This is a genomic window from Novosphingobium sp. PhB55, assembly GCF_004368805.1.
GTDB lineage: Bacteria > Pseudomonadota > Alphaproteobacteria > Sphingomonadales > Sphingomonadaceae > Novosphingobium.
Genome location: NZ_SODQ01000002.1, coordinates 88126 through 113248, shown reverse-complemented (window position 1 = coordinate 113248; position 25123 = coordinate 88126). Strand labels below are relative to the sequence as shown.

The 25123-nt window shown below is 68.3% G+C and carries 19 protein-coding genes; 13 read left to right on the top strand and 6 right to left on the bottom strand.

Features of this window, described 5'->3' with window-relative positions; all coding sequences use genetic code 11:
* Positions 1–6: 6 nt before the first annotated feature.
* Positions 7–1890, bottom strand: coding sequence for a potassium transporter Kup (locus EDF57_RS05020; RefSeq protein ID WP_132267717.1), 1884 nt, complete (start codon positions 1888–1890; stop codon positions 7–9).
* 138 nt (positions 1891–2028) lie between these two features.
* On the opposite strand from EDF57_RS05020, the gene EDF57_RS25940 reads away from it, so the two are divergent.
* From EDF57_RS25940 to EDF57_RS05010, 3 genes are read left to right on the top strand one after another with little or no spacing between them, the layout of a single operon-like run.
* Positions 2029–2355: a hypothetical protein gene (locus EDF57_RS25940; RefSeq protein WP_243840887.1), complete on the top strand. Its 327-nt coding sequence runs from the start codon at positions 2029–2031 to the stop codon at positions 2353–2355.
* Positions 2356–2401: 46 nt separating this feature from the next.
* The gene (locus EDF57_RS05015) at positions 2402–4402 is read left to right on the top strand and encodes a DUF4118 domain-containing protein (protein ID WP_243840886.1); all 2001 of its coding nucleotides are present in this window, start codon (positions 2402–2404) and stop codon (positions 4400–4402) included.
* Positions 4403–4412: 10 nt separating this feature from the next.
* A complete protein-coding gene (locus EDF57_RS05010) occupies positions 4413–5099 on the top strand; it encodes a response regulator transcription factor (protein ID WP_134093332.1) in 687 nt (228 codons plus the stop codon).
* A gap of 25 nt (positions 5100–5124) precedes the next feature.
* Here the strand turns inward: EDF57_RS05010 and EDF57_RS05005 are convergent, their stop codons facing one another.
* Positions 5125–5781, bottom strand: a complete 657-nt coding sequence (locus EDF57_RS05005; RefSeq protein WP_132267721.1) for a YitT family protein — start codon at positions 5779–5781, stop codon at positions 5125–5127.
* 247 nt (positions 5782–6028) lie between these two features.
* On the opposite strand from EDF57_RS05005, the gene EDF57_RS05000 reads away from it, so the two are divergent.
* The gene (locus EDF57_RS05000) at positions 6029–6418 is read left to right on the top strand and encodes a LysR family transcriptional regulator (RefSeq protein ID WP_134093331.1); all 390 of its coding nucleotides are present in this window, start codon (positions 6029–6031) and stop codon (positions 6416–6418) included.
* On the opposite strand, the gene EDF57_RS25935 is transcribed toward EDF57_RS05000, so the two are convergent.
* Positions 6415–7074, bottom strand: a complete 660-nt coding sequence (locus EDF57_RS25935) for a homogentisate 1,2-dioxygenase (protein WP_243840885.1) — start codon at positions 7072–7074, stop codon at positions 6415–6417. The two genes, EDF57_RS05000 and EDF57_RS25935, sit on opposite strands and share 4 nt — an antisense overlap.
* 570 nt (positions 7075–7644) lie before the next feature.
* Positions 7645–8439, bottom strand: a complete 795-nt coding sequence (locus EDF57_RS04990) for an SDR family oxidoreductase (protein ID WP_134093330.1) — start codon at positions 8437–8439, stop codon at positions 7645–7647.
* 743 nt (positions 8440–9182) lie between these two features.
* Between EDF57_RS04990 and EDF57_RS04985 the strand changes: the two genes are divergently transcribed.
* From EDF57_RS04985 to EDF57_RS04945, 9 genes are all read left to right on the top strand, one after another.
* Positions 9183–11600 (top strand): TonB-dependent receptor, encoded by a 2418-nt coding sequence (locus EDF57_RS04985; protein ID WP_134093329.1) that lies wholly within the window; start codon positions 9183–9185, stop codon positions 11598–11600.
* Between the two features lie 28 nt (positions 11601–11628).
* On the top strand, positions 11629–13020 hold the full coding sequence (locus EDF57_RS04980; RefSeq protein WP_134093328.1) for an MFS transporter: 1392 nt from the start codon (positions 11629–11631) through the stop codon (positions 13018–13020).
* A 62-nt stretch (positions 13021–13082) separates the two neighbouring features.
* A complete protein-coding gene (locus EDF57_RS04975; RefSeq protein ID WP_132267732.1) occupies positions 13083–14036 on the top strand; it encodes a TauD/TfdA family dioxygenase in 954 nt (317 codons plus the stop codon).
* Between the two features lie 81 nt (positions 14037–14117).
* On the top strand, positions 14118–15815 hold the full coding sequence (locus EDF57_RS04970; RefSeq protein ID WP_243840884.1) for an arylsulfatase: 1698 nt from the start codon (positions 14118–14120) through the stop codon (positions 15813–15815).
* A 296-nt stretch (positions 15816–16111) separates the two neighbouring features.
* The gene (locus tag EDF57_RS04965) at positions 16112–17293 is read left to right on the top strand and encodes a glycosyltransferase (protein ID WP_134093327.1); all 1182 of its coding nucleotides are present in this window, start codon (positions 16112–16114) and stop codon (positions 17291–17293) included.
* On the top strand, positions 17290–18498 hold the full coding sequence (locus EDF57_RS04960) for a glycosyltransferase family 4 protein (RefSeq protein WP_134093326.1): 1209 nt from the start codon (positions 17290–17292) through the stop codon (positions 18496–18498). The genes EDF57_RS04965 and EDF57_RS04960 overlap by 4 nt, the downstream gene beginning before the upstream one ends.
* Positions 18499–18570: 72 nt before the next feature.
* Entirely contained in the window at positions 18571–19911 is a 1341-nt protein-coding gene (locus EDF57_RS04955; RefSeq protein ID WP_134093325.1) for an O-antigen ligase family protein, read from the top strand.
* 141 nt (positions 19912–20052) lie between these two features.
* Positions 20053–21087 carry a hypothetical protein gene (locus EDF57_RS04950; RefSeq protein WP_132267739.1) on the top strand — a complete coding sequence of 345 codons (1035 nt, stop codon included), beginning with the start codon at positions 20053–20055 and terminating at the stop codon, positions 21085–21087.
* Positions 21088–21427: 340 nt separating this feature from the next.
* Positions 21428–23611 (top strand): AAA family ATPase, encoded by a 2184-nt coding sequence (locus tag EDF57_RS04945; RefSeq protein WP_132267741.1) that lies wholly within the window; start codon positions 21428–21430, stop codon positions 23609–23611.
* A 106-nt stretch (positions 23612–23717) separates the two neighbouring features.
* Here the strand turns inward: EDF57_RS04945 and EDF57_RS04940 are convergent, their stop codons facing one another.
* Complete coding sequence (locus EDF57_RS04940; RefSeq protein WP_134093324.1) at positions 23718–24521, bottom strand: hypothetical protein; 804 nt, start codon at positions 24519–24521, stop codon at positions 23718–23720.
* A gap of 127 nt (positions 24522–24648) precedes the next feature.
* Positions 24649–25089 carry a hypothetical protein gene (locus EDF57_RS04935; protein WP_134093323.1) on the bottom strand — a complete coding sequence of 147 codons (441 nt, stop codon included), beginning with the start codon at positions 25087–25089 and terminating at the stop codon, positions 24649–24651.
* Positions 25090–25123 lie beyond the last annotated feature (34 nt).

Here is a 25123-nt window from a genome sequence, read left to right as displayed (position 1 = left end):
GCCGCGTCAGATCTCCAGCTGGCTGCCCAGTTCGATCACGCGGTTGGTGGGCAGCTTGAAGAATTCCATCGCGCTCTGGGCGTTGCGCACCATCGAGGCGAAGAGTTTCTCCCGCCAGATCGCCATGCCGGGGCGGCTCGACGGGATCAGCGTCTGGCGCGAGAGGAAGTAGCTGGTCTCCATCGGTTTGAACGGCCCTCCCGCCCGGTTCTCGGCGGCGAGGGCGGCGGGAATGTCGGCCTCGTCCATGAAGCCGTAGCGCAGGACCATGCGGTAGAAACCGGCGCCCATGTCCTCCACTTCGCAGCGGTCTTCCGGCGCGACATGAGGCACGCCCCGGTTGGCGACGGTCAGGATCACCACGCGGTCATGCAGGATGTGGTTGTGCTTCAGGTTGTGGAGCAGCCCCGGCGGCACGCCTTCGACGGTGGAGGCCAGGAACACCGAGGTTCCCGCCACGCGCCGCACGCGTTCTCCCACGGATTTCAGGAAGGCCTCGATGGGGATCGAATCCTCGTGCATGCGCTCGCGCACCAGCCGCCGCCCGGTGGCCCAGGTGGTGAGCAAAGTGAACACCACGGCCGCCACCAGCAGCGGGAACCAGCCGCCGTCGGGAATCTTCGTCGCGGTCGAGGCGAAGTAGAGCCCGTCGATGAACAGGAAGCCCAGAGTCACGGCTCCGGCCAGCAGCGGGTGCCATTTCCACACGGTGAAGGTCAGGACGCCCAGCAGGCAGGCGGAAATGAGCATCGTTCCGGTCACCGCGATGCCATAAGCCGCCGCCAGATTGCCCGAGCTGCGGAAGCCGAACACCAGCAGGATCACCATGCCCAGCAGGCCCCAGTTCACCAGCGGCACGTAGATCTGCCCCGCCGCCTTGGCGCTCGTGTGCATGATCTTCAGGCGCGGCAGGAAGCCGAGCTGCACGGCCTGGTGCGAGACCGAGAACGCGCCCGAGATCACGGCCTGGCTGGCGATGATCGTGGCCATCGTGGCCAGCGCCACCAGCGGCAGGCGCGCCCAGTCCGGCGCCATGAAGAAGAACGGATTGCGGATCGCCTCGGGATTGCGCAGCACCAGCGAGGCCTGCCCCAGGTAATTGAGCAAGAGGCACGGAAAGGCCACGTAGAGCCACGAGATCGAGATCGCCTTGCGGCCGAAATGGCCCATGTCGGCATAGAGCGCCTCGGCCCCGGTCACGGCCAGCACCACCGAGCCCAGCGCCAGGAAGGCGAGTTTCGGGTTGACCATGAAGAATTCGAGCGCGTGATGCGGGCTCAGCGCGGACAGCACTTCGGGGGCCTGGAGGATGGAATGGATGCCCAGCCCCGCCAGCACCAGGAAGTAGACGATCATGATCGGCCCGAACAGCTTGCCCATGGCCGCGGTGCCGTGGGACTGGACCGAGAACAGCCCGATCAGGATCACCACGGCGATCGGCAGCACGAATTCGGCAAAGCGCGGGTTCACCACCGTCAGCCCCTCCACCGCCGAAAGCACGGACATGGCGGGGGTGATGATGGCATCGCCGTAGAACAGCGCCGTGGCCATCACGCCCAGCATGGCGATCACCGGCGTCCAGCGGTTCTTGCCCAGGGTGCGCCCGATCAGCGCCAGCAGCGCCAGGCTGCCGCCCTCTCCATTGTTGTCGGCCCGCAGGATGATCAGCACGTACTTGACCGTGACGATCAGCATCATCGTCCAGAACATCAGCGAGATCACGCCGAACATGTGCAGGCGGTCCACCACCAGCGGGTGATGGCCGATGAAGCTTTCCTTGAGGGCATAGAGCGGCGACGTGCCGATATCGCCGAAGACGACGCCGATGGCGCCGATCGACAGTGCCGTGAGGCTCTCATTGGGGGCGTGATGCCCGGAAGACTCGCTCATGCAACGGGCGCCTAGTCTCACGCGCACCAAGGCGCCACGACCTTTATGGATTCTTTATGTGCGGGGCGCAATTCCCCGTGGAAGCTTAACGCCTTGCAGGGCCATCTTGCTCCCACATCGTCCCGTCGGAGCCGTTTCATGCCTGCCCAGCGCCGTTTCATGCCGGTTCGCCCGCTTCTGCGCCGCCTGCGCAGCGGCGAGCGCTGCTGGCCCGCCGCGATCGCGGCCCGCCTGGCCGCTCTGGCCCTGCTGGCCGGATTCTGGCGGCTGGCGCTGGCGGAGCGCCGCCTTGCGCTTACCCCTCGGCCTCACCCCGCCACCGCGCTGGACCTGCTTTTCTGCGCGGCCATGGTGGCGCTCCTGCTCGGCGGGCTGGTTCTGGGCATCGCCGGGGCCGGGCTGCTGCGCGAGGTTGCGCTGCCCGGCCCGTTCTCGGCGCGAGGGGACTTTGCCGCCGGGCGATGACGGCCCCTCTCGACAGGGCGGGCGCTCTCGGCGCACAAGCGCGGCCGTGACAGATCCCTCGGCCATTCCCCCGACCGCGCCGCCCGGCGATCGGCTGCTCGTGGCCGTCAGCGAGCAGCCCGGCGCTCTCGATCTCATCCGCGCCGCGCGCCGCATGGCCGAGGCGCTGGACGCGCCGTGGAGCGCCGTCCACATCGAGACCCCGCGCAGCGCCCGCTACAGCGATGCCGAGAACGCAACCCTGGCCGAAGCGCTTCATCTGGCCGCCCAGCTCGGCGCCCAGGTGGCAAGCCTTCCCGCCGAATCCGTGCTGGACGGGCTGGAGCGCTTCGCCGCCGATGCCCATGCCACCCAGGTCGTCATCGGCAAGTCCCGCCGCTCGCGCTGGTTCGAGCTGCGCCACGGTTCGATCGTCGACCGCCTCGTGCGCCGCGCGCCGGGGCTGGCGGTGCACGTCGTGCCGCTGGCAGCGCCGCCGCGGAGGGCCCACAGCCGGCAGGCCGCCGCAAGGAAAGCGGACCTCGCCGCGCGATGGGGCAGCCGGACCGGTTATCTCGTGGCTTTCGGCCTCACTGCCCTGGTGACCTTGCTGGGCACGGAAATCCTGCGCACCGGAAATATCTCCGACCTCGGCCTGCTCTACCTGCTGCCGGTCATGGTCGCGGCCACCCGCTATGGCCTGCGCACCGGCATCGCCACCGGGCTGGTCTGTTCGATCGCCTACAATTTCTTCTTCATCCCGCCCACCCATACCCTGACCATCGACGACCCGCGCAATATCCTGACCGTGCTGGTCCTGCTCGGCGTGGCGGTGGTCAGCAGCCAGCTTGCCGCGCGGGTTCGCGCCCATGCCCTCCAGGCCCAGGCGAGCGCCGCGCAGAACGGCGCGCTCGCCGGTTTCGCGCGATTGCTGACGGGAATCCGCACGGTGGACGAACTGGGCCGCGTGCTCTGCGCCGAGATCGGCCGCCTGCTCGACGGCAATGCCGTGCTGCTCATGCCCGGCGAGGAAGGGCAGGCCCGCGCGCTCACCCGCCGCTGGAGCTGGTCGCCCGAATCGCAAGCCGCGCCGCCGCAGCTCGAAACGCTGGACCTGGCGGCCGCGAACTGGGCCTTCGAGCACGATGCCCCGGCCGGGCGCGGTTCCGACACGCTCACTGCCTCGGAATGGCTGTTTCACCCGGTGGCGGCGGGCGGCGCGGCCCTGGGCGTGTTCGGCCTCTCACGCAGCGACGCGCGCGAGCCGGTTCGCTCGGACCGGCTGCCGCTGCTGCTCAGCCTGCTCGACCAGGCGGCGCTGGCGCTGGAGCGCATCGAACTGGAAGCCCGCATGGCCGAGCTTTCGCAGGCGCGTGAGCGCGACCGCCTGCGCCATGCCCTGCTGTCCTCGGTCAGCCACGACTTGCGCACGCCGCTCACCACGATCATCGGCACGCTGGCCGCCTTGCGCAGCACCGATGCCGAACAGGAACGGCAGATGGCCGCCGCGCGCGGAGAGGCGGAGCGCCTGCACCGCTTCGTCGCCAACCTTCTGGACATGGCCCGGATCGAATCCGGCGCGCTCCAGGGCAAAGTCGAGCCGGTGGACCTTGACGAAGCGGTCGCGGAGGCGCTCCACGCCATGCGCGCCCTGCTCGGCCGTCATCCGGTGGAAACCGCGGTCTCCGCCGATGCGCCGATGGTGCTCGTCGATCCCAACCTGTTCCACCAGTGCCTCACCAACCTGATCGAGAACGCGGCCAAATACGGCGACCCGCAAGGCCCGATCACCGTGGCCGCGCAGCGCCGGGGCGGCGGGCTGGAGCTGACCGTCTCCGACCACGGCCCCGGCATCCCGGGAGGCGCGGAAGAACGGATCTTCGAGACCTTCACCCGGATCGAGGGATCCGACCGCAAGGGCGGCACCGGCCTCGGCCTTGCCATCGTGCGCGGCTTCGCGCTTGCCATGGGACTGCAGGTCTCGGCCGCCAACCGGACCGACGGCACGCCCGGCGCCTGTTTCACCATCCGCTTCGATGCGGACCACCTCAAGGAGTGGCCGCTATGAAGTCCCCCCTATGAAACCGAACGTGACCATCCTCGTCGTCGATGACGAACCCGCGATCCGCCGCCTCCTGCGCGCCGGCCTGGCCCGCGCGGGCTATGCCGTGGTCGAGGCCGCCAACGCGCGCGAGGCGCTGAACGCCATGGCCATAGACAAGCCGGAAGTCGTGCTGCTGGACCTGGGCCTGCCGGACCGCGATGGGCTGGAACTGATCCCCGCGATCAAGCTGCAGGCCGCGATCATCGTCATTTCCGCGCGCGATGCCACGGACCAGAAGGTTGCCGCGCTGGATCTCGGCGCGGACGATTACGTTTCCAAGCCGTTCGACAGCGATGAAGTGCTCGCGCGCATCCGCACTGCCCTGCGCCACCGCCTGCCCGCGCCGACGCAGGACGGCCCGGTGCGCCGGGGCGACGTGGAGATCGACCTGCTTGCCCGCACGGTCCGCAAGGGCGGGGAGGAAGTCCACCTGACGCCCAAGGAATACGGCTTCCTCTCGGAGCTGGCCTGCCATCCGGGGCGCGTCATCACCCATGCCCAGTTGCTGCGCGCAGTCTGGGGGCCGGGGCACGAAAGCGATGTCGAATACTTGCGCGTCGCCGCGCGCGGCGTACGCCGCAAGCTGGAGGACGACCCCGCCCGGCCGACGATGCTCCGCAACGAACCCGGCGTGGGATATCGCCTGGTTGGTCTGGAATAGCGCCGGGCGCGCCGGGCGCCCGGCGTCACGCCGCTTCGCGAAGGGCCTCGGCCTGCCCGCGAAGCCGGGCCGCGCGCAAGGGCGAAAAGCCTGCATAGCGTCCCGGCCGCAGCCAGAGCGCGGTCACCACGCCCATGCCGATGGCGCTCGTGGCGGACCACATAAGCTTGTCGAGCGGCAGGAAGGCCGAGGACGCCGCCAGGATCGCGAAGTCGATGAGGATCTGGCTGCGCCCGATGTTCCACCCGCGCCGCTGCTGCAGCCAGACGGTGACGATGCCCACGCCGCCCACGCCAGCCCCGTGGCGCACCACGGCCAGGGTCCCCATGCCCAGCAGCGTGCCCGCGCCCACCGCGGCGGCGAAGGGGTCCTTCACTTCGATCGTCAGGGCATGTTCGGACAGCACCGAGGCCAGGGCGATGCCGCCGCTCGCGGCAATCGTGCGCAAGGTGAACAGCGAACCCATGGCCCGCAGCGCCAGGAACAGGAAAGGCACGTTGAGCGCCGCGAACAGCAGGCCCGGCGGCAGCGGCGCGAAATGCCCGACCAGCAGGGCCAGCCCCGCCATGCCGCCCGTCACCAGCCCCGCCGAATGGAGGATCGTCAGCCCCAGCCCGATGAGCAGGCTGCCCACCGCGATTGCGTAGATATCCTCGATGCGTCCGTGGCGGATGGCGTTCATGGCGAAAGGGGTTGTCTCCGGATGATTCGCGCGCCGTTTATGCACTTGCGAAGGCGCTGTCGAGGCTTGTCGAAACCCCGGAATATTCGCACTTTTCCATGGCCTTCGGCGCAAGGAACGGGAGCGCCGGAGGGCCGTTGAAACGCCGATTGTTTCGCACCTGCGAAATGGCCGGGGCGCATTCGCGCTCGCGGCGGCGGCATGCTTGCGCTAGCCTGCGGCCTCCAACCCCCAACACCGACAGAGCATGTCCGACAAGCCCCGACTCAAGCTGCAGGCCCGCCTCTATTGCGGGGAAGAGATTGCCATGGGGCCGGGCAAGGCCGATCTGCTGGAGTCGATCGAGCGGGAAGGCTCGATCTCGGCCGCCGCGCGGGCCATGGGCATGAGCTATCGCCGCGCCTGGCTGCTCGTCGATGCGATGAACCGGTGCTGGAGCGAACCGCTGGTCGAGGCGGTGGCGGGCGGCAGCCACGAGCGCGGGGCGCGGATCACGGAGACCGGACGCACGGTGCTCGCGCAGTTTCGCCGCCTGCAGTCGCGCATGGCCGCGTTGGACGGATCCGAGGAATATGCCGCGCTGGAACGCGCCTTGCGCAGCCTGCCGCTGCCGCCCAAGGGTGACGGCGCGGCTTAGGGCAGCCGCGTCACCAGCAGCGGCAGGCGCGAGGCGGCATTGCCGGAAACCTGGATCAGGTAAGTGCCGGGCTGGAGCGTGAAGTCCACCATCTTGCGGATCCCCGAGCAGTCCGGTCCATGGCCGTGCGCGGTCGAGGTCATGACAGTACCGTCGCCCACTTTCGCCCCGGCCTTCACCACGTCGATCCAGGCGGCCGACCCCAGCGCTACGCGGTAGCTGCCGGGATCCTTGACGCCGAACGTATAGAGCCCGCCGAAACTGACCGAACCGCCCGGCTTTTCGGGACGCTGGGCGTAGCGCATCTCGCTGGTAGGACGCAGGCCGCCTTCCACCGCCTTGCCCAGTTCCAGCTTCGCACCAGAGAGCGAGCGGGTGTCGCGCGCGGCCAGCAGCGGCTTGCGCTTGTTCCAGCTGGCCATTTCGGGCGGCAGGTCCACCGGGTCCGACGAACAGGCCATCGGCGTGGGCACGCGCTCCGGTGCCGGAGAGCTGGAGGGCGCCGTGGGCGCTCCGACCGGCGATTGCATGGGGAAGCGGTCCGGCGTGACCTGTTCCGTGGGGGTCGGGGCGGTCGCCTGCGCCCAGGCCATGTTCAGCGGCGCGATCACGGCGAGCATCAGCGCCGGTCCATAAGGCAGGTAGTGCCGGATCATCGTGCAAACACCTCTTTCGCAACTGCTTTTCATAATCGCCCTCAACTCTGCGCCGAGCGATATAGCCGATCGCGCGGCGTGCGACAGGCCGAAAAATCCACAACGCCCGGCCGCGCCCGGCGGTTGCCGTGTGGCCGTTTTCGCGAATCACGGCGCGCGGAAAACGGACAAAAAAAAGGCCGGTCCGAAGACCAGCCCTTGGAAAGTTTTTGGGAGAGGATGCCTGAAAGGCCCGTCCTATCTGGATGAGAATCGGGATTTCGGCAAATGAGGAAATGAAACCTGCTGTTGCGTTCCGCGCAACTCGCACGCAAATCCGGCATTTTTCCGTGGCGGATCGCCGGGCAATCTGCGCGAACCCTTGCACTTTCCTCAATGCGGAAACGGGCCGTCATGAAGGCTTCGCGCGCGGTAGAGAAGGCGGAAGCCCGCGATAAACAAAGGGTTTTGCTTTAATGGCCAGGCCGCGTCGGCGTCGGACCCGGCCGCAGACCTCTGCCCGGCAATCGTTTCAGGCAGTCGCACGAACCGCAAGTTTCGCAGCGGGTGTCAGCCCGCATTAAATGCCGCTCAGAAATGCGCCAGATAGCCGCCGTCCACGCCGATCACCTGACCGGTGACATAACTGGCCGCATCCGAAGCCAGGAAGACCACTGGCCCCACCACTTCCTCGGGCCGCCCCCAGCGGCCGAGCGAGGTGCGGCGGGCAAGGTGCGCGGCCACTTCGGGGTCGGCGACCATGGCCGCATTGGCTTCCGTGGCGAAATAGCCGGGCGCCACGGCATTGACGGTGATGCCGCGCGGACCGAGTTCCGCCGCCAGCGCGCGCGTCATGGCGTCCAGCCCGCCCTTGGCCATGGTATAGGCGGCGTCGCCGGAGCGGGCGATCTGTCCGGCGATCGAGGTGATGTTGATGATCCGCCCGCCCGCGCCCATGCCCGGCGCCAGCAGGCGGGCCAGGTCGAAAGGCGCGACGAGGTTGACCTCCAGCATCATCCGCACGGCGTCGCGGTCAAGCGCCTCCATCGGCCTGCGGTCGCGGCGACCGGCATTGTTGACGAGAATGTCGATCCTGCCCAACCCTTCTAGCGCGGCGCGGGCGGCATCGCCATCCGCCAGGTCGAAAGCTGCGGTTGCCGCCGCGCCGCCGGCATCGGCGATCTCCTGCCGCAAGCTATCGAGCGTCGCGATGCCCCGGCCGTGCAGCACGACGCGCGCGCCCGCCCGCGACAGGCCAAGCGCGATCTCACGCCCGAAACCGCCGCCGGCGCCGGTCACGAGGGCCGAGCGCCCTTCCAGCGGGAAGGCTCGGGAAAGGCCGGGACTCGCAGGCGCAGCGCCGGGGGAATGGGAAAAAGACGTCATGATCCTCCGTTACAATCGCGGCTCTTTCGGAACCAGCCCTCTCCTTGCGGGGTAAGGGTGCGCCCGTGGAAGTGGCGCAAAGCCGCTGCAAACCGTTGAATCCGCGGGGATAGAGCCCCGGAAACGCCTCGCCCCGAAATCCCTGCCATTGGCCGCAATAGAAAACCTTGCGCTTGACCCTCCTTTCTCAACCAAATAACTAGACAAGCACACCGCACGGCATCGGATGACCAGGCCGATCGTGCATATCCAGGGTTTCTTGGTCCGCGGCATTTGATGGGAAGCAGCTTGCTCCGCGTTACCAACCGCTAAAGCGCGCGATGCTCAGGCGACAGCGCCAGGCGTCGTGTTCCCCTCACGCCAACGATGAGGTGATACGATGCAGACCATGACTCCGCGCGGCTGACGCGCAACGGCCATGACCCCGCGCGCCTGACGCGCATCACGGGCTGACCAGCGGGAATTCACAGGACCAGCCGACCACGGCGGCCCCCGGAAACCCGCGTCCTTCACAGCAGACCCACGCGCCCGGCGCCGGAACCATGCGGTTCCGCGTGGAGGGATCGTGCGTCCCCGATCCGGTTTTTCCGGGCCTCAACGCAGGCTCCGGCCGTCCTCTGGCGCCCTGAACACGGGCCGACCCGGGCATGGCCGCCTGCCCCGAACCCAACCGCTTCAAATCCGCAGAAATTCACGCCCGACGACAGATCGGCGCGCACTCATGACAACAGGGATCCAGTTGAATGTTTCGCAGTTTCGTCACCGCCACCAGTCCGCTTGCGCTCACGGTTTCGCTGCTGGCCGCACCGGCTTTCGCCAACGAATCCGGAGCAGCGGAGACGGCGCCCGCCAGCGCCGCGCCTGAAGCCGCCGCTCTCGATACCGCAGCAGAGGCGAACAGCGGCGAGGCCATCGTCGTCACCGCATCGCGCCGCCGCGACGAGAACGTGCAGGACGTGCCGGTCGCCATCAGCGTCATCAGCGCTGCCACCCTGGAAAAGCGCGGAGACTATACGCTCGGCTCCATTTCGCAGCAGGTGCCCAGCCTTCAGGTCATCACCTACAACGCGCGCAACACCAACATCAACATTCGCGGCCTCGGCTCCAACATCTCGCTTACCAACGACGGGCTGGAGAACGGCGTCGGCTTCTACATCGACAATGTCTACTACGGCCGCGTCGGCCTGGCGCAGTTCGACCTTGTCGACCTTCAGGGCATCGAAGTGCTGCGCGGCCCCCAGGGCACGCTGTTCGGCAAGAACACGACATCGGGCGTGATCAACGTCACTTCCCGGAAACCGACGTTCGATCCCGAACTCACGGCCGAGGCAAGCATCGGCAATTACGGCTTCTACCAGTTCCGCGCCTCCGGCTCTGCAGGGATCTTCAAGGACCTGCTGGCGGTGCGCCTTTCGGGTGCGATCAGCGAGAACGACGGGTTCCTCTGGAACAAGACCACCAACCGCCGCGCGCAGGACTACCTGAACAAGTCCATCCGCGGGCAACTGCTGTTCACGCCCGACCCGGACTTCGAAGTCCGCATCATCGGCGACTATGCCAAGCAGAAGCAGAACCACGTCCTCAACGTCTTCGCCGGCCTGCACACCACGTACACGGACGGCACCACCATCGCCAACAACTGGGCTCAGCGCGCCGCGCGGTTCCCCGGCTATACCCTGCCCAGCTTCGACGCCTTCGACCGCGTGGGCGAGGCGGACAGCCACTACCAGTCCAACATGGCCGGCTACGGCGTTTCGGGCGAGGTCAACTGGAACCTCGGCAATGCCGCGCTGACCGCGATCACCGCCTATCGCTGGTGGGACTGGAACCCCGCCAACGACGGGGACAGCACTTCGCTGCCGATCGTCACCAAGGCCCAGCAGGCCAACCGCCAGCGCCAGTTCAGCCAGGAAATCCGCCTGGCCTCCAAGGGCGGCGGCAGCTTCGACTATGTGATCGGCGCCTATTACTTCTGGCAGATCGTGCGCGGCTACGGCGCCTCGCGCTATGGCCCGGCCGCGGCCCTGTGGAACCTGCCGGCGGCGAACCAGACGATCGCCAATGCGGCGCTGGACGGGTTCGAATCCAATTCCACCTCCACCCCGGAAACCAAGACCATCGCCGTGTTCGGCCAGACCGACTGGCACATCAACGATGCCCTGACGCTCACCACCGGCCTGCGCTTCACGCATGAGAAGAAGGAAGGCGCCTACGCCCAGTACTGGGTCGACGGTGCAGACATCTCCGGCTTCACCGCCGCGCAGCAGGCAGCGATCAACGCCATCCGCTCCCAGTTCAACCCGGTGACCAGCTATGCCACCAGCTTCACCAACAACAGCCTTTCCGGCCTGGTCACGCTGAACTGGAAGGTCGCGCCGGACATCAACGTCTATGGGACCTATTCGCGCGGCAACAAGTCGGGCGGGCTCAACTTGTCCGTCCTGCCTGCCGGCGTCGATCCCGACGTGAAGCCGGAGAAAGTCGACGCCTTCGAACTGGGCTTCAAGTCCCAGTTCCTCGATCGCCGCGCCACCTTCAACGCCGCCGCGTTCTGGACCGAGATCAGCGACTACCAGACCACCATCACCGACCTGCCGGTGGGCGCCGTGGTGGGCCGCCAATATATCTCGAACATTCCCAAGGTCCGTTCGCGCGGCCTGGAAGGCGAACTGGCGGTGGCGGCCACTGACAACCTGAGCTTCAACGCCTCGGCGACTTATACCGACGCCACTTACATCACTTACAAGAACGCCCCGCAGGCCTTCGAACGGCAGAACCAGGGCGCGATCCAGGACCTTTCCGGCGAGCGCCTGCCCGGCGTGCCCAAGTTCGCCTGGACCATCGGCGCGGACTTCAGCACCGCGCTCGGCGATCTCGGCGGCAAGGAACTGGGGCTCTATGCCCATGCCGACTACGCCTACCGCAGCAATTTCAACACTTCGGCCTCGAATTCGGCCTGGGCGCAGATCCCCGGCTTCGGCCTGGCCAACGGCCGCATCGGACTGAGGACGGACGACGGCCTCTGGGACTTCTCGATCTGGGCCAAGAACCTGTTCGACAAGAACTACTACGTCAGCCTCAGCGCCGCCAACACCGGCGCGGTCACTGCCCAGCTGGGCGAGCCGCGCACGTTCGGCGCCACCCTTCGCACCAAGCTCTGATCCCGCTCCCAACCAGGAGGCGCCAGCCATGATCCACGAGAGATTTCCTTCATCGCCGCCACGACAGGAACGACTTGATGGCTGGCGCCTCCTGCGCTTCACCGCCATGTCCGTGCCGATCTACGCAGCCGCGCAGCCGGTCATGGCCTTCGTGCCGGCCATCCTCTCGCGCCACTATGCCATTCCGCTGGCGGGGCTGGGGCTGGTCTACCTGATCGGCCAGGTGGTGAACTCGCTGCTGGACCCGGTGATCGGCGCGCTGAGCGACCGTACCGTCAGCCGGTTCGGGCGCAGGCGGCCGTGGATCGCGGCCGGCGGGCTGCTGTTCATCGTGGGCAGCACCATGCTGTTCTTCCCGCCCGAGGGCGCCAGCCTCACCTGGGTGGGGATCGGCGTGCTCTGCTATTACACCGGGGCCTCCGCCACCCAGACCACCTTGCTGGCCTGGTCCGGCGAGATCAGCGGCGACTACGACCAGCGCACGCGGATCGCCTCGCAGTTCACGCTGCTGTCCTCCGCGGCGCTGGTGCTGACCCTGCTGCTGCCCGCCCTGGCCGACCAGTTCCGGCCGGACGACGGCCCGCTGCGCCTGACCCTGTTCGGCACCCTGGTGCTGGTCACCGCCGTGCCCGGCCTGCTGCTCACGCTGACCGCCGTGCCCGACCACAGCGCGCCTTCCGGCGCGGAGCCATTCGTGCTGCGCAAGACGCTGAAGGCGGTCTTCGGCAATCCCCTGCTGCTGCGCGTCCTGGCCGCGGACGCCGCGGTCACGGCCGGACAAGGCGTGCGTACCGCGCTGCTGCTGTTCATCGTCACCATCTATTTCCAGCGCCCGGAATGGGCCGCCGGGTTCTTCCTGCTCCAGTACTCCTTCGGCGTGCTGGCCGGGCCGATCTGGCGCCGCATCGGCCTGCGCCTCGGCAAGAGCCGCGCCGCCGTGCTGGCGGAGCTGACCCAGGCGGCCATCAACTTCGGCCTCGTGTTCCTCACGCCCGACCGTTTCGGCCTGATGATGGCGCTCGCCGTGGCGCAGGGCCTCTCGCAAGGCTCGGGCAACCTCATGCTCCGCTCGATGGTGGCAGACGTGGCCGACCTCCACCGCGCCGAGACCGGCGAGGACCGCGTGGGGCTCTACTATTCGGTGTTCAGCGTCTCGATGAAGCTGGGCGGCGCCTTGGCTTTCGGAATCGCCCTGCCGCTGGTCACGGCCTTCGGCTTCGATCCCAAGGCCGCCACCAACACGCCCCAGGCGCTCGATGCCCTGCTGCTGGTCTTCGCGCTCGGCCCGGCGCTGGCCCACACCCTGGCCGCCGCGCTGGTGGCGGGCTTCCCGCTCGACGCCGGCCGCCACGCCGAAATCCGCCGCCAGATCCAGGCGCGCGAGGACGTCTACGCCGCCGCCGCCGTCCCTGCCGAATGACGTTCCGGACCCCTGTTTTCACGAAGCCCGTTCCCCGTTTTCACGAAGAAGGAGTAACTGCCATGACTTCGATTGCCACTTACGCCAATGCCAAGGATCCCGCCTCCCCGCTCGACGTGGCGCCGATCACCGGCACCATCGGCGCCGAGATCCGGGGCGTGACGCTCTCCGGCGATCTCGACGGCCCGACCGTGCAGGCCATCAAGGACGCGCTCGTCCGCCACAAGGTGATCTTCTTCCGCGGCCAGCACGAACTGGACGACCAGCGCCACGAGGCTTTCGCCTCGCTGTTCGGCGAGCCGGTCGCCCATCCGACCGTGCCGGTGGCCGAAGGATCGCGCTACCTGCTCGAACTCGACAGCAAGGAAGGCTACGCCGCCTCCAGCTGGCACACCGACGTGACCTTCACCGATGCCTATCCGGCCGGCTCGATCCTGCGCGCGATCACCATTCCCGAGGCGGGCGGGGACACCGTCTGGGCCAATACCGAGACCGCCTACGAAGGCCTGCCGGAAAGCCTGCGCCAGCTGGTGAACACGCTCTGGGCGGTCCACTCGAACGACTACGACTATGCCGCCGTGCTGGGCAATGCGCCGAAGGATGACGAGGCCGCCCAGAACCGCACGCAGTTCCAGAAGAACATCTTCGCCTCGACCGTCTACGAGACCGAGCACCCGCTGGTTCGCGTCCATCCGGTCTCGGGCCAGCGCAGCCTGCTGCTCGGCCATTTCGTGAAGCGCATCGCCGGGCTGAACCAGGCGGATTCGGCGCGGATCTTCTCGATCCTTCAGGAACACATCACCCGTCCCGAGAACGTCGTGCGCTGGCGCTGGCAGCCGGGCGACGTGGCCTTCTGGGACAACCAGGCGACCCAGCACCGCGCCGTGGCCGACTTCGGCCTCCAGCGCCGCACCCTGCGCCGCGCGACGATCGCCGGCACGGTGCCGGTCGCCATCGACGGACGCCAGAGCCGCACGACCCGGAAGGAAAAGGCCACCACTTACGAACCGGCCTGATCCCTCACACCCTGTACGGGCCGTTGACTGCCCGCGCCGCGCGCTTTCGCCGCGGCGCGGGATTTTTCCAAGGACATATCGATGAAATCCAAGCGTTTCGCTTTCGCCGCCGCTTTCGGCGCAGCCCTGCTCGCCACCACCGTAACCCCGGCGATGGCGCAAACCGCTCCGGCGCCGTCCGGTCCTGCGGGCCAGGTTCCCGCGCAAGCCCGCCCGAACTTCCTGGTCATCATCGCCGATGACCTCGGCTTTTCCGATGTCGGCGCCTTCGGCAGCGAGATCGCCACCCCCAACCTCGACCGGCTGGCGCTGGACGGGCTGCGGCTGACGGGCTTCCACACCGCGCCCACGTGCTCGCCCACGCGCTCGATGCTGCTGTCCGGCACGGACAACCACCGCGCCGGGCTGGGCAGCATGGCGGAACTCACCGCCCCCAACCAGAAGGGCAAGCCCGGCTATGAAGGCTATCTCAGCCGCGATGTCGCCAGCCTGGCCGAGCGCCTGTCCGCGGGCGGCTATCGCACGCTGCTTTCGGGCAAGTGGCACCTGGGCCTGACCCCGGACCTCGATCCCCATGCGCGCGGCTTCCAGCACAGCTTCGCGCTGCTGCAGGGCGGCGCCAACCACTATGGCCGCGACCAGTCCGCCGAACCCGGCAAGGGCGCGACCTATACCCGCGACGGCAAGGTCCTGGCCTCGCTCGACAAGGATTTCTACTCGTCGGATGCCTATGCCACGAACCTCATCGCGGAATTGCAGCAGAGCCGCCGCGAGAGCCCCGACAAGCCGTTCTTCGCCTATCTCGCCTTCACCGCGCCGCACTGGCCGCTCCAGGCGCCCGCCGAAGACGTCGCGCGCCAGAGCGGCAAGTACGACCTGGGCTTCGACGAGATCCGCAGCCGCCGCCTCGCCCGGCAGGAGCAGCTCGGGATCCTGGCCAAGGGTACGGCCGCGCACAGCGTGCGCGCCCCGCGCGGCGGCTGGGATTCGCTGTCGGCGGCCGACAAGCGCGAAGCCGCACGCGACATGGAGATCTATGCCGCCATGGTCGAGCGCATGGACCGCAATGTCGGCCGCGTGATCGAGGAACTGCGCGCCAGCGGCGAACTCGACAATACCGTGATCGTGTTCCTGGCCGACAACGGCGCGGAGGGCCTCGATTATCGCACGACCGGCGCGAAAATGCTCGGCAGCCGGGTTGCCGAGGCGGACAACAGCTTCGCCAATCGCGGCAAGGCGAACTCCTACATCACGTACGGCCCGGAATGGGCGCAGGCCGGCACCGCGCCCTCGTGGCTGACCAAGGCCTATGCCTCGGAAGGCGGCACCCGCACCGTGGCCTTCGTCCATGCCAGGGGGCTGGCCCACGCGCGGGGCGTGGGCAGTGCCTATGTCAGCGTGGCCGACATCGCGCCGACCCTGCTCGACTATGCGGGCGTGCCCGCCGCCGGCACCACGTTCCAGGGCCGCACCGTCCTGCCGATCACCGGCAAGAGCGCGCGTCCCTGGCTGGAGGGCAAGGCCGCCGCGGTCCACGCCGCCGACGAGCCGCTGGGCACCGAACTGTTCGGCAGCCGCGCCTTGCGCAAGGGCGACTGGAAAGTGACCGACATCGGCGACGGCCAGTGGCGGCTCTTCGACATCGCCCGCGACCCCGGCGAAACCCGCGACCTCTCCGCCGCAAACCCGGACAAGCTGCGCGAACTGACGGCCGCCTGGGACGATTATGCCAAGGCCAATGGCGTGATCCTGCCCACCGAGGCGCTCTACCGCCCCTGAGCCGCCCCGCGCAGGAGGGGGCGGGACGGATCGCCGTCCCCTCCTGCGCGCTCCCTCTCCTGCTCTCCCCCCTCACCGTGACGCGCGCGGCGAAGCGATCCCCGGCGCGGGGGCGGGAGAGACTTGCCCCGGCTCCCCGGCGGCCAACGAGAAAGATCAGGCTTTTCAACAGGCCGCGCCCGGCAATATGGGTGCCGCGCCATACCCCCGATGGGCCACGCGCTGGCCCTTTTGTTGAATCGCTCCCGCGCCATGCGCTGGCTACGCTGCACCTGCTCAAAGCCACGAGAGGTCGCATGCGTTCTGAATCGCCGCTTCGCGCGCTCTTCGTCATCAATTCGCTCGCCGGCGGCGGGGCAGAGCGCGTGTTCACCACCCTGGTGGACCAGCTCAGCCGCCGCCCGGACGAAATCGCCATCACCGTCGCCCTGCTCGATAACGAGGCGGAAGAGGCCTACCGCCTGCCCGCCGGCGTCGCGGTGGAGCGCCTAGACGCGCGCGGCGGGCTGCTGCGCAGCATCACCCAGACCCGCAAGCTGGTACGACGGCTGCGGCCGGACGTGACGCTCTCGTTCCTCTCACGCGCCAATGTCGCCGCGATCGTCGCCATGCGCCGCACCGGCGGCGCGGCGATCATCAGCGAGCGGGTAAACACCACCGCCCACCTCCGGAGCGGCCGTCTCGCCTTCCTCAGCCGCCTCCTGATCCGCAACACCTACCCCACCGCCCGGCGGATCATCGCCGTCTCCGAAGGCGTCGCCCGCACCCTGGAGAGCGACTTCGACGTGGAGCCGCAGCGCATCTCGGTGATCTACAACCCGGTGGACACCGCGCATATCCACGCGCTGGCCGCCCAGGAACCGGCCATCCCGGTGACCGCGCGGGACTTCGTGACGATGGGCCGGCTGGTGGACAACAAGAACACCGCCATGGCCATCCGCGCGTTGGCGGAAATCGGGGCGGGGGCCGAAGCGGGAGCCGGCAACCTGATCGTGCTGGGCGAAGGTCCCTTGCGGGAAGACCTGATCCGGCTGGCGGCCGGGCTGGGCCTGGCCGATCGCGTGCATTTCCCGGGCTTCCTCGCCAATCCCTACGCGGTGCTGGCGCGGGCGGGATGCTACCTGCTCACATCCTATGCCGAAGGTTTTCCCAATGCCATGATGGAGGCCATGGCGGTCGGCCTGCCGGTCGTCGCCACCGATTGCCCTTCGGGACCGGCGGAAATCCTGGAGGTCGAGCTGGACGGCGCGCGTTCGGTCATGGGCCATGGCGGCGCTCTCGTGGCGCCCGACGATCATGCCGCCATGGCGCGCTGCATGGCCGAGATGATGGGGCCGCGCCACGCGGAACTGTCGGCCGCCGCCGCCCGGCGCGCCGCCGCCTTCTCGGTGGAAAGCGCGGTCGAGCGGTTCCGGACGGCGCTGATGGAGGCCGCCCCGGCGCCTGCCGCAAGGCAGGCACAGGCGGTGCGGCCATGAAAGTCTGCGTTACCGGCCTGCGCGGCATCCCCGGCGTCATGGGCGGGGTGGAAACCCACTGCGAGGAACTCCTGCCCCGCATCGCCGCCATGGAGCCCGAGATCGAGATCGAGGTCTGCTGCCGCGCGCCCTATGTCGATCCGGCGATCACCAGTTTCCGCCACGTCGCGCTGAAGCCGCTCTATTCCCCCACCGGCCGCATCAGCGAGGCGCTTGTCTCGACGTTCGTGGGCATCGTCCACGCGCGCCTTCACGGCGCCGATGCCGTGCATATCCACGCGGTCGGCCCGGCGCTGCTAGCCCCGTTCGCCCGCCTGCTCGGCCTGCGCGTGCTGCTGACTCACCACGGCGCCGACTACGATCGCGAGAAATGGGGCCGCGGCGCCAAGCTCATGCTCAAGCTGGGCGAGTGGCTGGGCGTGCAGTCGGCCGACCGCGTGGTCTGCGTCTCGCCCTCGCTCGCCGCCCGCATGCGCGAGCGCTACCCGGCGCGGGCTGAGCGCGTGGAGTTCATTCCCAACGGCGTCAGCACGATGCCCCCCTCTCCCCAGAGCGACGAGGACGTGCTGGCCGAACTGGACCTGCGCGCGCAGGACTATGTCCTCTGCGTGGCGCGGCTGGTGCCGGAAAAGGGCATCCACTACCTGGTGGAGGCCTTCCGCCGCAGCGGAGACGGTCTCGGCAGGGACGGTTCTGGCAGGGATGGGCGCATCCTGGTGATCGCCGGGGCGGGCCGCAAGGACGATCGCTATGCGCAGGACCTGCTCGCCATGGCGGAGCCGCGCATCCGCTTCCTGGGCATGGTGCCGCGCCCCCGGCTGGGCGTGCTGCTGCGCAATACCGCGCTTTTCGTGCTGCCCTCCTTCCATGAAGGCCTGCCCATCGCCGCGCTGGAGGCGCTGGCCTGTGGCTGCCCGGTCCTGCTCAGCGACATCCAGCCCAACCTCGACCTCGGCCTGCCCGCCGACCGCTACTTCCCGGTCGGGGACGTCAACGCCCTCGCCGCGCGTCTCGGCGGGGAAGACCGGCCGCAAACCGGCCCGCAGGACGGGGAAAGCACGGGCGATCCCCAGCCAGAGACATTGCCCGAAACATTGCCCGAAACATTGCTCGACTGGGACGAAGTGGCCCGGCGCACGGCCGCCGCCTACCGCAAGCTCAAGACCCGCAAGTGGCTCAGCCATGCCCTTACCCCTGCAAGCTGAGGCCCTCCCGCCGATCCCGGCGCGGACCGGCGCCACGGCCGAAGCGCCCCTAGACCGCGACCGGAGCACGCCATGCTGGCACTGACATCGGGCAGCCCGCCCATCCCGATCTTCCTGCTCCTGCCCACGATGATGCTCTACTGCGTGCTCGTGGTGGTGCTCTGCCTGCAGGTGCGCGCTTCGGCGCGGTTCCTGATCGTCGCTTTCGCGATGCGCCTGGCGATGTCCGCGATGCCGCGCTTCGCCTTTTCCTCCAGCCCGGCGGGACTGAGCTGGAACGCGCTGGCCTCGGTGGTGCTGGTGGGCGTGGGCGCGCTGCTGCTCCTGCGCAGCCGCGCCGTGCCGCTGATCCTTGCACCGATCGCGCCGCTGCTCATGGTCATCGCCATGAGCGCCGTGCTTAACGGCGAGATCTCCGGCTCGGTCGAGAGCCTGGTGAAATACGCCTATCTCGCGATCATCGCCCTCACCGCCTACGACGCCTTCGTGATCGACGGCGCCGGTAAAGTGCTGCTGCGGCTGCTGTTCACGTTCCTGCTTCCCCTGATGCTCCAAGGCTTCAGCATCGTGCTGGGCATCGCCAAGGCCACCGAAAGCGACGGCTCCACGTCCTACATCGGGGGCTACAACCACGAGGCCAGCTTCTCGATCATCCTCCTGACGGGGCTGCTCACCGCGATCCTCAACCCGCGGCTGCGCGCGCTCTACAAGCTGGGGATCGCCGTCGTCTGCCTGGGCGGGATCCTGGCCGCCAACTACCGCACCGCCATCATCACCGCCGGGCCGCTGATGCTGGGCCTGTTCATCGCCGCGATCGTGGGCGGGGTCCGCCCCAGCCAGAGGCCGATCGCCGGCATCCTGGGCTGGCTGCTGGTGCTCTCGGCCGTGCCGATCGTGCCGATCGTCGCCGGGGACCGCTTCGATGCGGTCAAGACCGTGTGGGACAACCCTGCCATCATCATGAAGGCCCCGGCCGACTTCAGCCGCGCCGATACGCAGGTCCTCTCGGGCCGCCTGCTGCTCTGGAGCCAGTACATCACCGCCTGGGATGCCGGCACGCCGCGCCAGCACATGCTGGGCTTCGGCGCCAATGCCTGGGAAGGCCGCTATCGCTACTATGCCCATAACACCCTGGTCTCCACGCTTTACGAGCTGGGCGTGCTGGGGGTGGCGGCCATGCTGCTGCTCTGGAGCTGGATGGTGTTCCTGGCCGCCACGGCGCGCACGCCCGCGCGGTTCACGCTGGTGATGGCGCATCTCGGGTTCTTCCTGCTCAATATGGCGACGATGCCGTTCTGGATGATCGAGGGCCTGCTGTTCTACGGCCTGCTCTGCGGTTTCACGGTTCACGCCAACCTTCAGGGCCCTGCGAAACGGTCCGTCGCAAATCCCGCAGCGCTCCGCCCCGTTTGAGGACATTTCGCCCACCCCGCCAGTTGTGCTTCAAGTTCGCCTGGGCAAGTAGCCCAAAAGAACTAAGCCATACGGATGAGACTATTCGTCATGGTCCTGTCAATAAAACGCGATCAAGCGCCTAAGTCCTTGGGGAAGCACATGTTTCGAACACTTGGCCTCGTCCTGCCGATGCTGGCGATGGGCCCATCCAACGGGGGTGCGCCCGCCGCACTCAGCAGCCTGACCGCCTCGCCGCTGGCCATGGCCCAGGCAACCGCCACTACCGCCGCCACCACTTTCACCATGCCGTCCATCGCCGCCCCGCAAGTCAGCAGCGCCGCCTGCAAGGCCGCCTCGACCTTGCGCATGACCGCCACCACGCCCGGAATCTCGAAGCTCTGCGTCGTAGACGGCAACATCCTGGTCAACGGCAAGGACGCCAGCGGCTTCGTGATGCGGGACATCAAGTCCCAGCGCTACGGCCCGCTCATGCGCGGCAGCAATGTGCAGGACCTGCAGGTCCAGCGCGTTTCCGACACCGAGGCGCGCGCCGACGCCACCCTCGGCCTCGGCCTCGTCAACGTCAGCAACGGCATCGGCAAGGCGAGCTTCCACGACCTCGTCTGGATCGGCGACAAGGCCCATCCGGCCATCAACAGCGACGACGCCTGGGCCGCCATCGCCCTCAAGGGCAAGGACGCGGACGACGTCGGAACCTTTGAAATCAACAACTTCGACTTCCAGAATCTATTCATGAATTCAGGAAGCTATTACCAGAACGTGGACGGCATCTCGACCGAGGGTGGCTATTCCGGCACGATCACCAATGGCCGCGTTATCAACGCCAGCGATGCCTGCCTGGACATCAAGGGCAATGTGCGGGCGGACAACGTCTACCTCTCCGGCTGCCGCCAGGGCATCAAGGCCTGGACCAACCAGAGCCACGGCCTGATCGAACTGGGCACCAACCGCTTCGTCGGCATCATCGGCAAGGGCAGCAAGGGCGTGACCCGCACGATCACCATCGACGTGCTGATCGCCTCGGGAGACCCCAACGTGCCCCTGTTCCGCGCCGAGGACGGCGTGGTCAACCTGCACATCCGCCGCCTGATCGCCAAGCCGGGCCAGGTTCTGAGCGCATCCGGCAGCTTTTCCGGCTCCAAGGTGACGATCGACCAGCGGATGGCGATCTGACCGACCGAACAGGCCCGTCGAACCGGCCGGAGCGCCGGTCGGCGGGCTGTTTTCGAAGGCTGGCGGCCCAAGGTCCGCTGGCGCTCCTTGCGCGCATAGCCGCCCTGGCGCCCCAGGCCAGGCGGTCCGGCGCGGCGCCGGCATCCATGCGGACAGCCCCCCAGCCACTTGCACAAGCGCGAAAGGCCCGGAGCCCGGCCCGGGCGCCGGCTCCACTCGCACGAGGTAGTGGTGCCTGAGATTTCGAATTACTACCTGTTTCTCATGGATTTCCAATGGCAAAGGCTCGCAGAATAAGTCCGCGAATTTCCTCGATTCTCGAGAGGTAGGCGACTTGCACGTGGCTCCCAACAAGCTGGATCCCTCCGTAGCGCGCAGGGTGGGGTTGACCGACCCCGCCCCAGGCAGCGCTGCTTCCGCCTCCGGGTCTGGCCCCGACGGGGGCAAGCTCATCGACCTGTCCTGGCTGGCGACGCTGGCCTGGCGGCACAAGTGGGCCATGCTCATCGCCATTCTCGCGGTGCTGGCGGCCACGGCCACGGCCTATCTCTTCGCGGTCAAGAAATACGACGCCAGCGTCGTGCTGGCGCTGGACCGGGGCGACCAGCAACTGGTCCGCACGGCGCAGACCAACAAGGATACCATCGTCGATTCCCCGGCGGTGGACACCGAAGTGCAGGTTCTGCTCTCGCCCGAAGTGGCGGCGGCCGCCGTGCACAACGCGCGGCTCAACACCAATCCCGCGTTCCTGGCCGCCTCGGCGCCCAACGCCCCCGGCCCCCTGACCGAGGCCGCCGCCGCCAATATCCTGCGCTCCAACCTCACGGTCGGCCGCCAGGGCCTGTCCTACGCGATCAACCTCGGCTACCGCTCGCGCGATCCCAAGGTCTCCGCGATGGTCGCCAACACCGTGGCCGACGCTTACGTCAGCGGCCAGGTGCAAGGCGAGCAGAGCGCGCGCAGCCAGGACATCAACATGCTGCGCAGCCGGCTCGACCAGCTGCGCGGAGACGTGATCAAGGCCGAGGCCGCCGTCGCCTCCTACCGCGCCAGCGCCGATCTCGTGGCCGTCAGCAACGACAGCACGATCGCGCAGCAGGAGCTTTCCACGCTCAACACCGAACTGGCATCGGCCAAGGCCGAACTCGCCGCTTCCCAGGGCCGCGCCAGGGCCAATGCGGGCGAGAACGGCACCGCCGTCAACAACAGCCCGGTGATCCGCGACTTGCGCACCGAAGTCTCGACGCTGGAGGTCAAGCTGGCCGAGCAGTCCTCCACGCTCGGGCCGAACCACCCCGATCGCGTCAGGACCGAAGCCCAGCTCGCCACTGCCCGCCAGGCGCTGCGCCGCGAAGTGGCCCGCGCCGCCTCGGGCGTCAGCTCCGACGTGGGCGTGGACAGCCAGCGCGTGGGCGCCCTGCAATCCGCCATCGGCGGCGCCAAGGGCCGCCTGCTCGCGGGCAACAACGCCTCCGTGCGGCTCAACGAACTGGAGCGCGTAGCCGAAAGTTCGCGCCAGCTCTACCAGACCTTCCTTGACCGCTACCGCGTGGAACTGGCCACGCGCGGCACCGAAAAGAGCAAGGCGCAAGTCATCGCCCGCGCCCAGGTGCCCACCAAGCCCTCCTCGCCGGACCTGCTGGTCTACATGCTGGGCGGCGGGATTGCCGGCGTGATCGCCGCGGTCCTGCTGGCGCTGGCCCTGGAATGGCGCGAACGCGGCATCCGCACCCGCGCCGAAGCCGAAGAGCTGACCGGCTACGAAGTAGTCAGCAGCCTGCCCGACATCGCCACCATGGACGAACCCGACTTCCGCAAGGACGACGCCCTGGGCGTGCCGGACTTCCTGGTGAGCCACCGGGATTCGCCCTTCGCGGAATCGGTGCGCGCGATCTGGACGGCACTGAAGATCGGGCACAAGGGGCAGGTCGCCCGCTCGGTGGGGGTCACCTCGTCGATCCCCGGAGAGGGCAAGACCAGCACCGCCATCGCCCTGGCCCGCTCCGCCGCCATGGCCGGTCGCCGCACCCTGCTGATCGACTGCGACGTGCGCCGCATGGGCACCACCATCGCGCTGGGCCTGCGCGGCCGCCCCGGCCTGGCCGAAGTGCTGACCGGAGAGGCGCGAGTGGAAGACGTGCTGGTGCTGGACGAACCCTCGGGCGCGCATGTCCTCCCGCTGAATTCCACGGCCGAAACGCCGCTGGACATCATCCACTCGGACGCCACCGCCACCCTGTTCGACCGGTTCCGCCAGGAATACGACCTTGTCGTGCTGGACATCGCGCCGGTCATCCCGGTCGCCGAGGCCCGCGCGCTGGCGGCCATGGCGGACGTCACCCTGATGATCCTGCGCTGGCGCTCCACCCAGCGCAACGTGCTGAAGACCGCCCTGCGCGAACTCGACCGCGCCGGCGCCAATATCTACGGCCTGCTGCTCACCCAGGTGGACACGCGCTCCTCGGCCGTGCTGGGCGAGGAAATGGCCTATTATCAATACTATTACGCGCGCGGCACCAGCTGAGCAGGCCCGGAATGCCCGTCGTCCCTGCCGGATCAGGCCGACCGGATCGGGGGCGACGGGGCCGCATTGACCCTTTGGTCAGCGGCCCGTCTAATCGGCGGACCCTCTAATCAGCTGGGCGTTCGGCCTCGTAGCCGAAGAATGCCAGCAGGTCCGGCGCTTCGGCCACCGTTTCGGCCACGATCCGCCGCTCCCCGGTCGACAGCATGAGGACCTGCGACGAAGCGCTGCGATGATCTTCGGCCGCCGCTGATGCGGGCGGGCCGACTTCCAGCCCGAAAGCCGACAGGATCGCATCGGGATCGCGGCGGAAGCGTTCGTAAGTGACCAGCGGATAGCCGTGCCGCTCGATCGCGGTGCGCAGCAGGCCGCTTCTCCAGATCCACGTCCGTGCCAGGTCGCGCACCACGCGGTCGCGCGGGACGCCGCGATAGGCGGGCAGGGCATAGCGCTTGAGCTGGGCGTCGATATTGGTCAGCGGCGCGCGGTTGCACACGGCGACGCGGTAGTCGCTGAAATGACCGAACAGCGTTTCGTAGCGGACGAGGTTGGGCGGGCTCTTCTCCAGGAAGAACGCCCGGCCGCGGCTCCGCTCGGCTTCGGCGATGCGTGCGTTCCAGGCCCCGAGCACCGCTTCGTAGTCCACGAACTTGCGGTCGAGCCACTGGTCCGCGTCCATCAGCCCGCGCACCAGGCGCTGCCCTTCGAAGCTGGAGTGAAGCCCGCCGACATCGGCACGATCGGCCACATGGCGCGCGATCGCGGTCGTGCCCGCGCCCGGCGGCGTCAGCAGGAACAGGAAGGGGTGGTGGATCCGGTCGGTGCGGCGCCGGGGCCAATAGGGTCCGGGATCGTCCGGCCGCGCCTGAAGGCCCAGGGGTTTCAGCAGGCGGTCGACCGCCGTCTTCACAGAGTCGTCCCGCCCATGCCCCGGTTCCTCGCCTATCCGCACCGGGATCAGGATAACCGCTCGGCCTGGCCGGGGCGCGGCTATTGCGAGTGGCTTGCTACCTCTTTTGCGCCCGGAGCGTGCGGAATCAGCAGATCTCGAAGCCGGTGATGCGCAGCAGGGTCTCGGTGATCGGCTGCGCGGTCAGGCGCAGGTGGTGGCGGGATGGGCGGTCGTGGGATGGGCGGGCGTGGGATGGGGCGGGCTGGGCGAGCCGGGACGCCAGCGCTTCCGCCTCGCCGGCCGGCAGCACGATGTCCACTTCGATGCGGTCCGCATAGATGCGGCCCTGGCCCAGCACGCCTTCCAGAAAGGCCGTGCCTGCGGGATTCACGCAAAGCGCGACTTCGGCGCCCTCGTGGCCCCAGGAGGGCAGGACATCGTCTTCCTCCACCGTTCCGGCCAGATCGAGACCCAGCAGACCGGCAGGGCCCGCGGCGCGCACCGAGAGGCTGCCGACGGCCACCGTCAGCGCCGGAACGGCCGGCTTGCCGCCGGCCCATGCTTTCGCGCCGCCGCGTTCGATCATCCGGCCAGGTCCATGTCGCTGCTTCGCTGCCCCA

Bases quoted from the DNA above. Each gene is read 5' to 3' on its own strand.
- EDF57_RS04935 (WP_134093323.1), bottom strand. From the start codon at position 25,089: ATGATCGAACGCGGCGGCGCGAAAGCATGGGCCGGCGGCAAGCCGGCC.
- EDF57_RS04980 (WP_134093328.1), top strand. From the start codon at position 11,629: ATGATCCACGAGAGATTTCCTTCATCGCCGCCACGACAGGAACGACTT.
- EDF57_RS04970 (WP_243840884.1), top strand. From the start codon at position 14,118: ATGAAATCCAAGCGTTTCGCTTTCGCCGCCGCTTTCGGCGCAGCCCTG.
- EDF57_RS04990 (WP_134093330.1), bottom strand. From the start codon at position 8,439: ATGACGTCTTTTTCCCATTCCCCCGGCGCTGCGCCTGCGAGTCCCGGC.
- EDF57_RS04975 (WP_132267732.1), top strand. From the start codon at position 13,083: ATGACTTCGATTGCCACTTACGCCAATGCCAAGGATCCCGCCTCCCCG.
- EDF57_RS25940 (WP_243840887.1), top strand. From the start codon at position 2,029: ATGCCTGCCCAGCGCCGTTTCATGCCGGTTCGCCCGCTTCTGCGCCGC.
- EDF57_RS04965 (WP_134093327.1), top strand. From the start codon at position 16,112: ATGCGTTCTGAATCGCCGCTTCGCGCGCTCTTCGTCATCAATTCGCTC.
- EDF57_RS05020 (WP_132267717.1), bottom strand. From the start codon at position 1,890: ATGAGCGAGTCTTCCGGGCATCACGCCCCCAATGAGAGCCTCACGGCA.
- EDF57_RS04950 (WP_132267739.1), top strand. From the start codon at position 20,053: ATGTTTCGAACACTTGGCCTCGTCCTGCCGATGCTGGCGATGGGCCCA.
- EDF57_RS04960 (WP_134093326.1), top strand. From the start codon at position 17,290: ATGAAAGTCTGCGTTACCGGCCTGCGCGGCATCCCCGGCGTCATGGGC.
- EDF57_RS05010 (WP_134093332.1), top strand. From the start codon at position 4,413: ATGAAACCGAACGTGACCATCCTCGTCGTCGATGACGAACCCGCGATC.
- EDF57_RS04955 (WP_134093325.1), top strand. From the start codon at position 18,571: ATGCTGGCACTGACATCGGGCAGCCCGCCCATCCCGATCTTCCTGCTC.
- EDF57_RS05005 (WP_132267721.1), bottom strand. From the start codon at position 5,781: ATGAACGCCATCCGCCACGGACGCATCGAGGATATCTACGCAATCGCG.
- EDF57_RS05000 (WP_134093331.1), top strand. From the start codon at position 6,029: ATGTCCGACAAGCCCCGACTCAAGCTGCAGGCCCGCCTCTATTGCGGG.
- EDF57_RS25935 (WP_243840885.1), bottom strand. From the start codon at position 7,074: ATGATCCGGCACTACCTGCCTTATGGACCGGCGCTGATGCTCGCCGTG.
- EDF57_RS04985 (WP_134093329.1), top strand. From the start codon at position 9,183: ATGTTTCGCAGTTTCGTCACCGCCACCAGTCCGCTTGCGCTCACGGTT.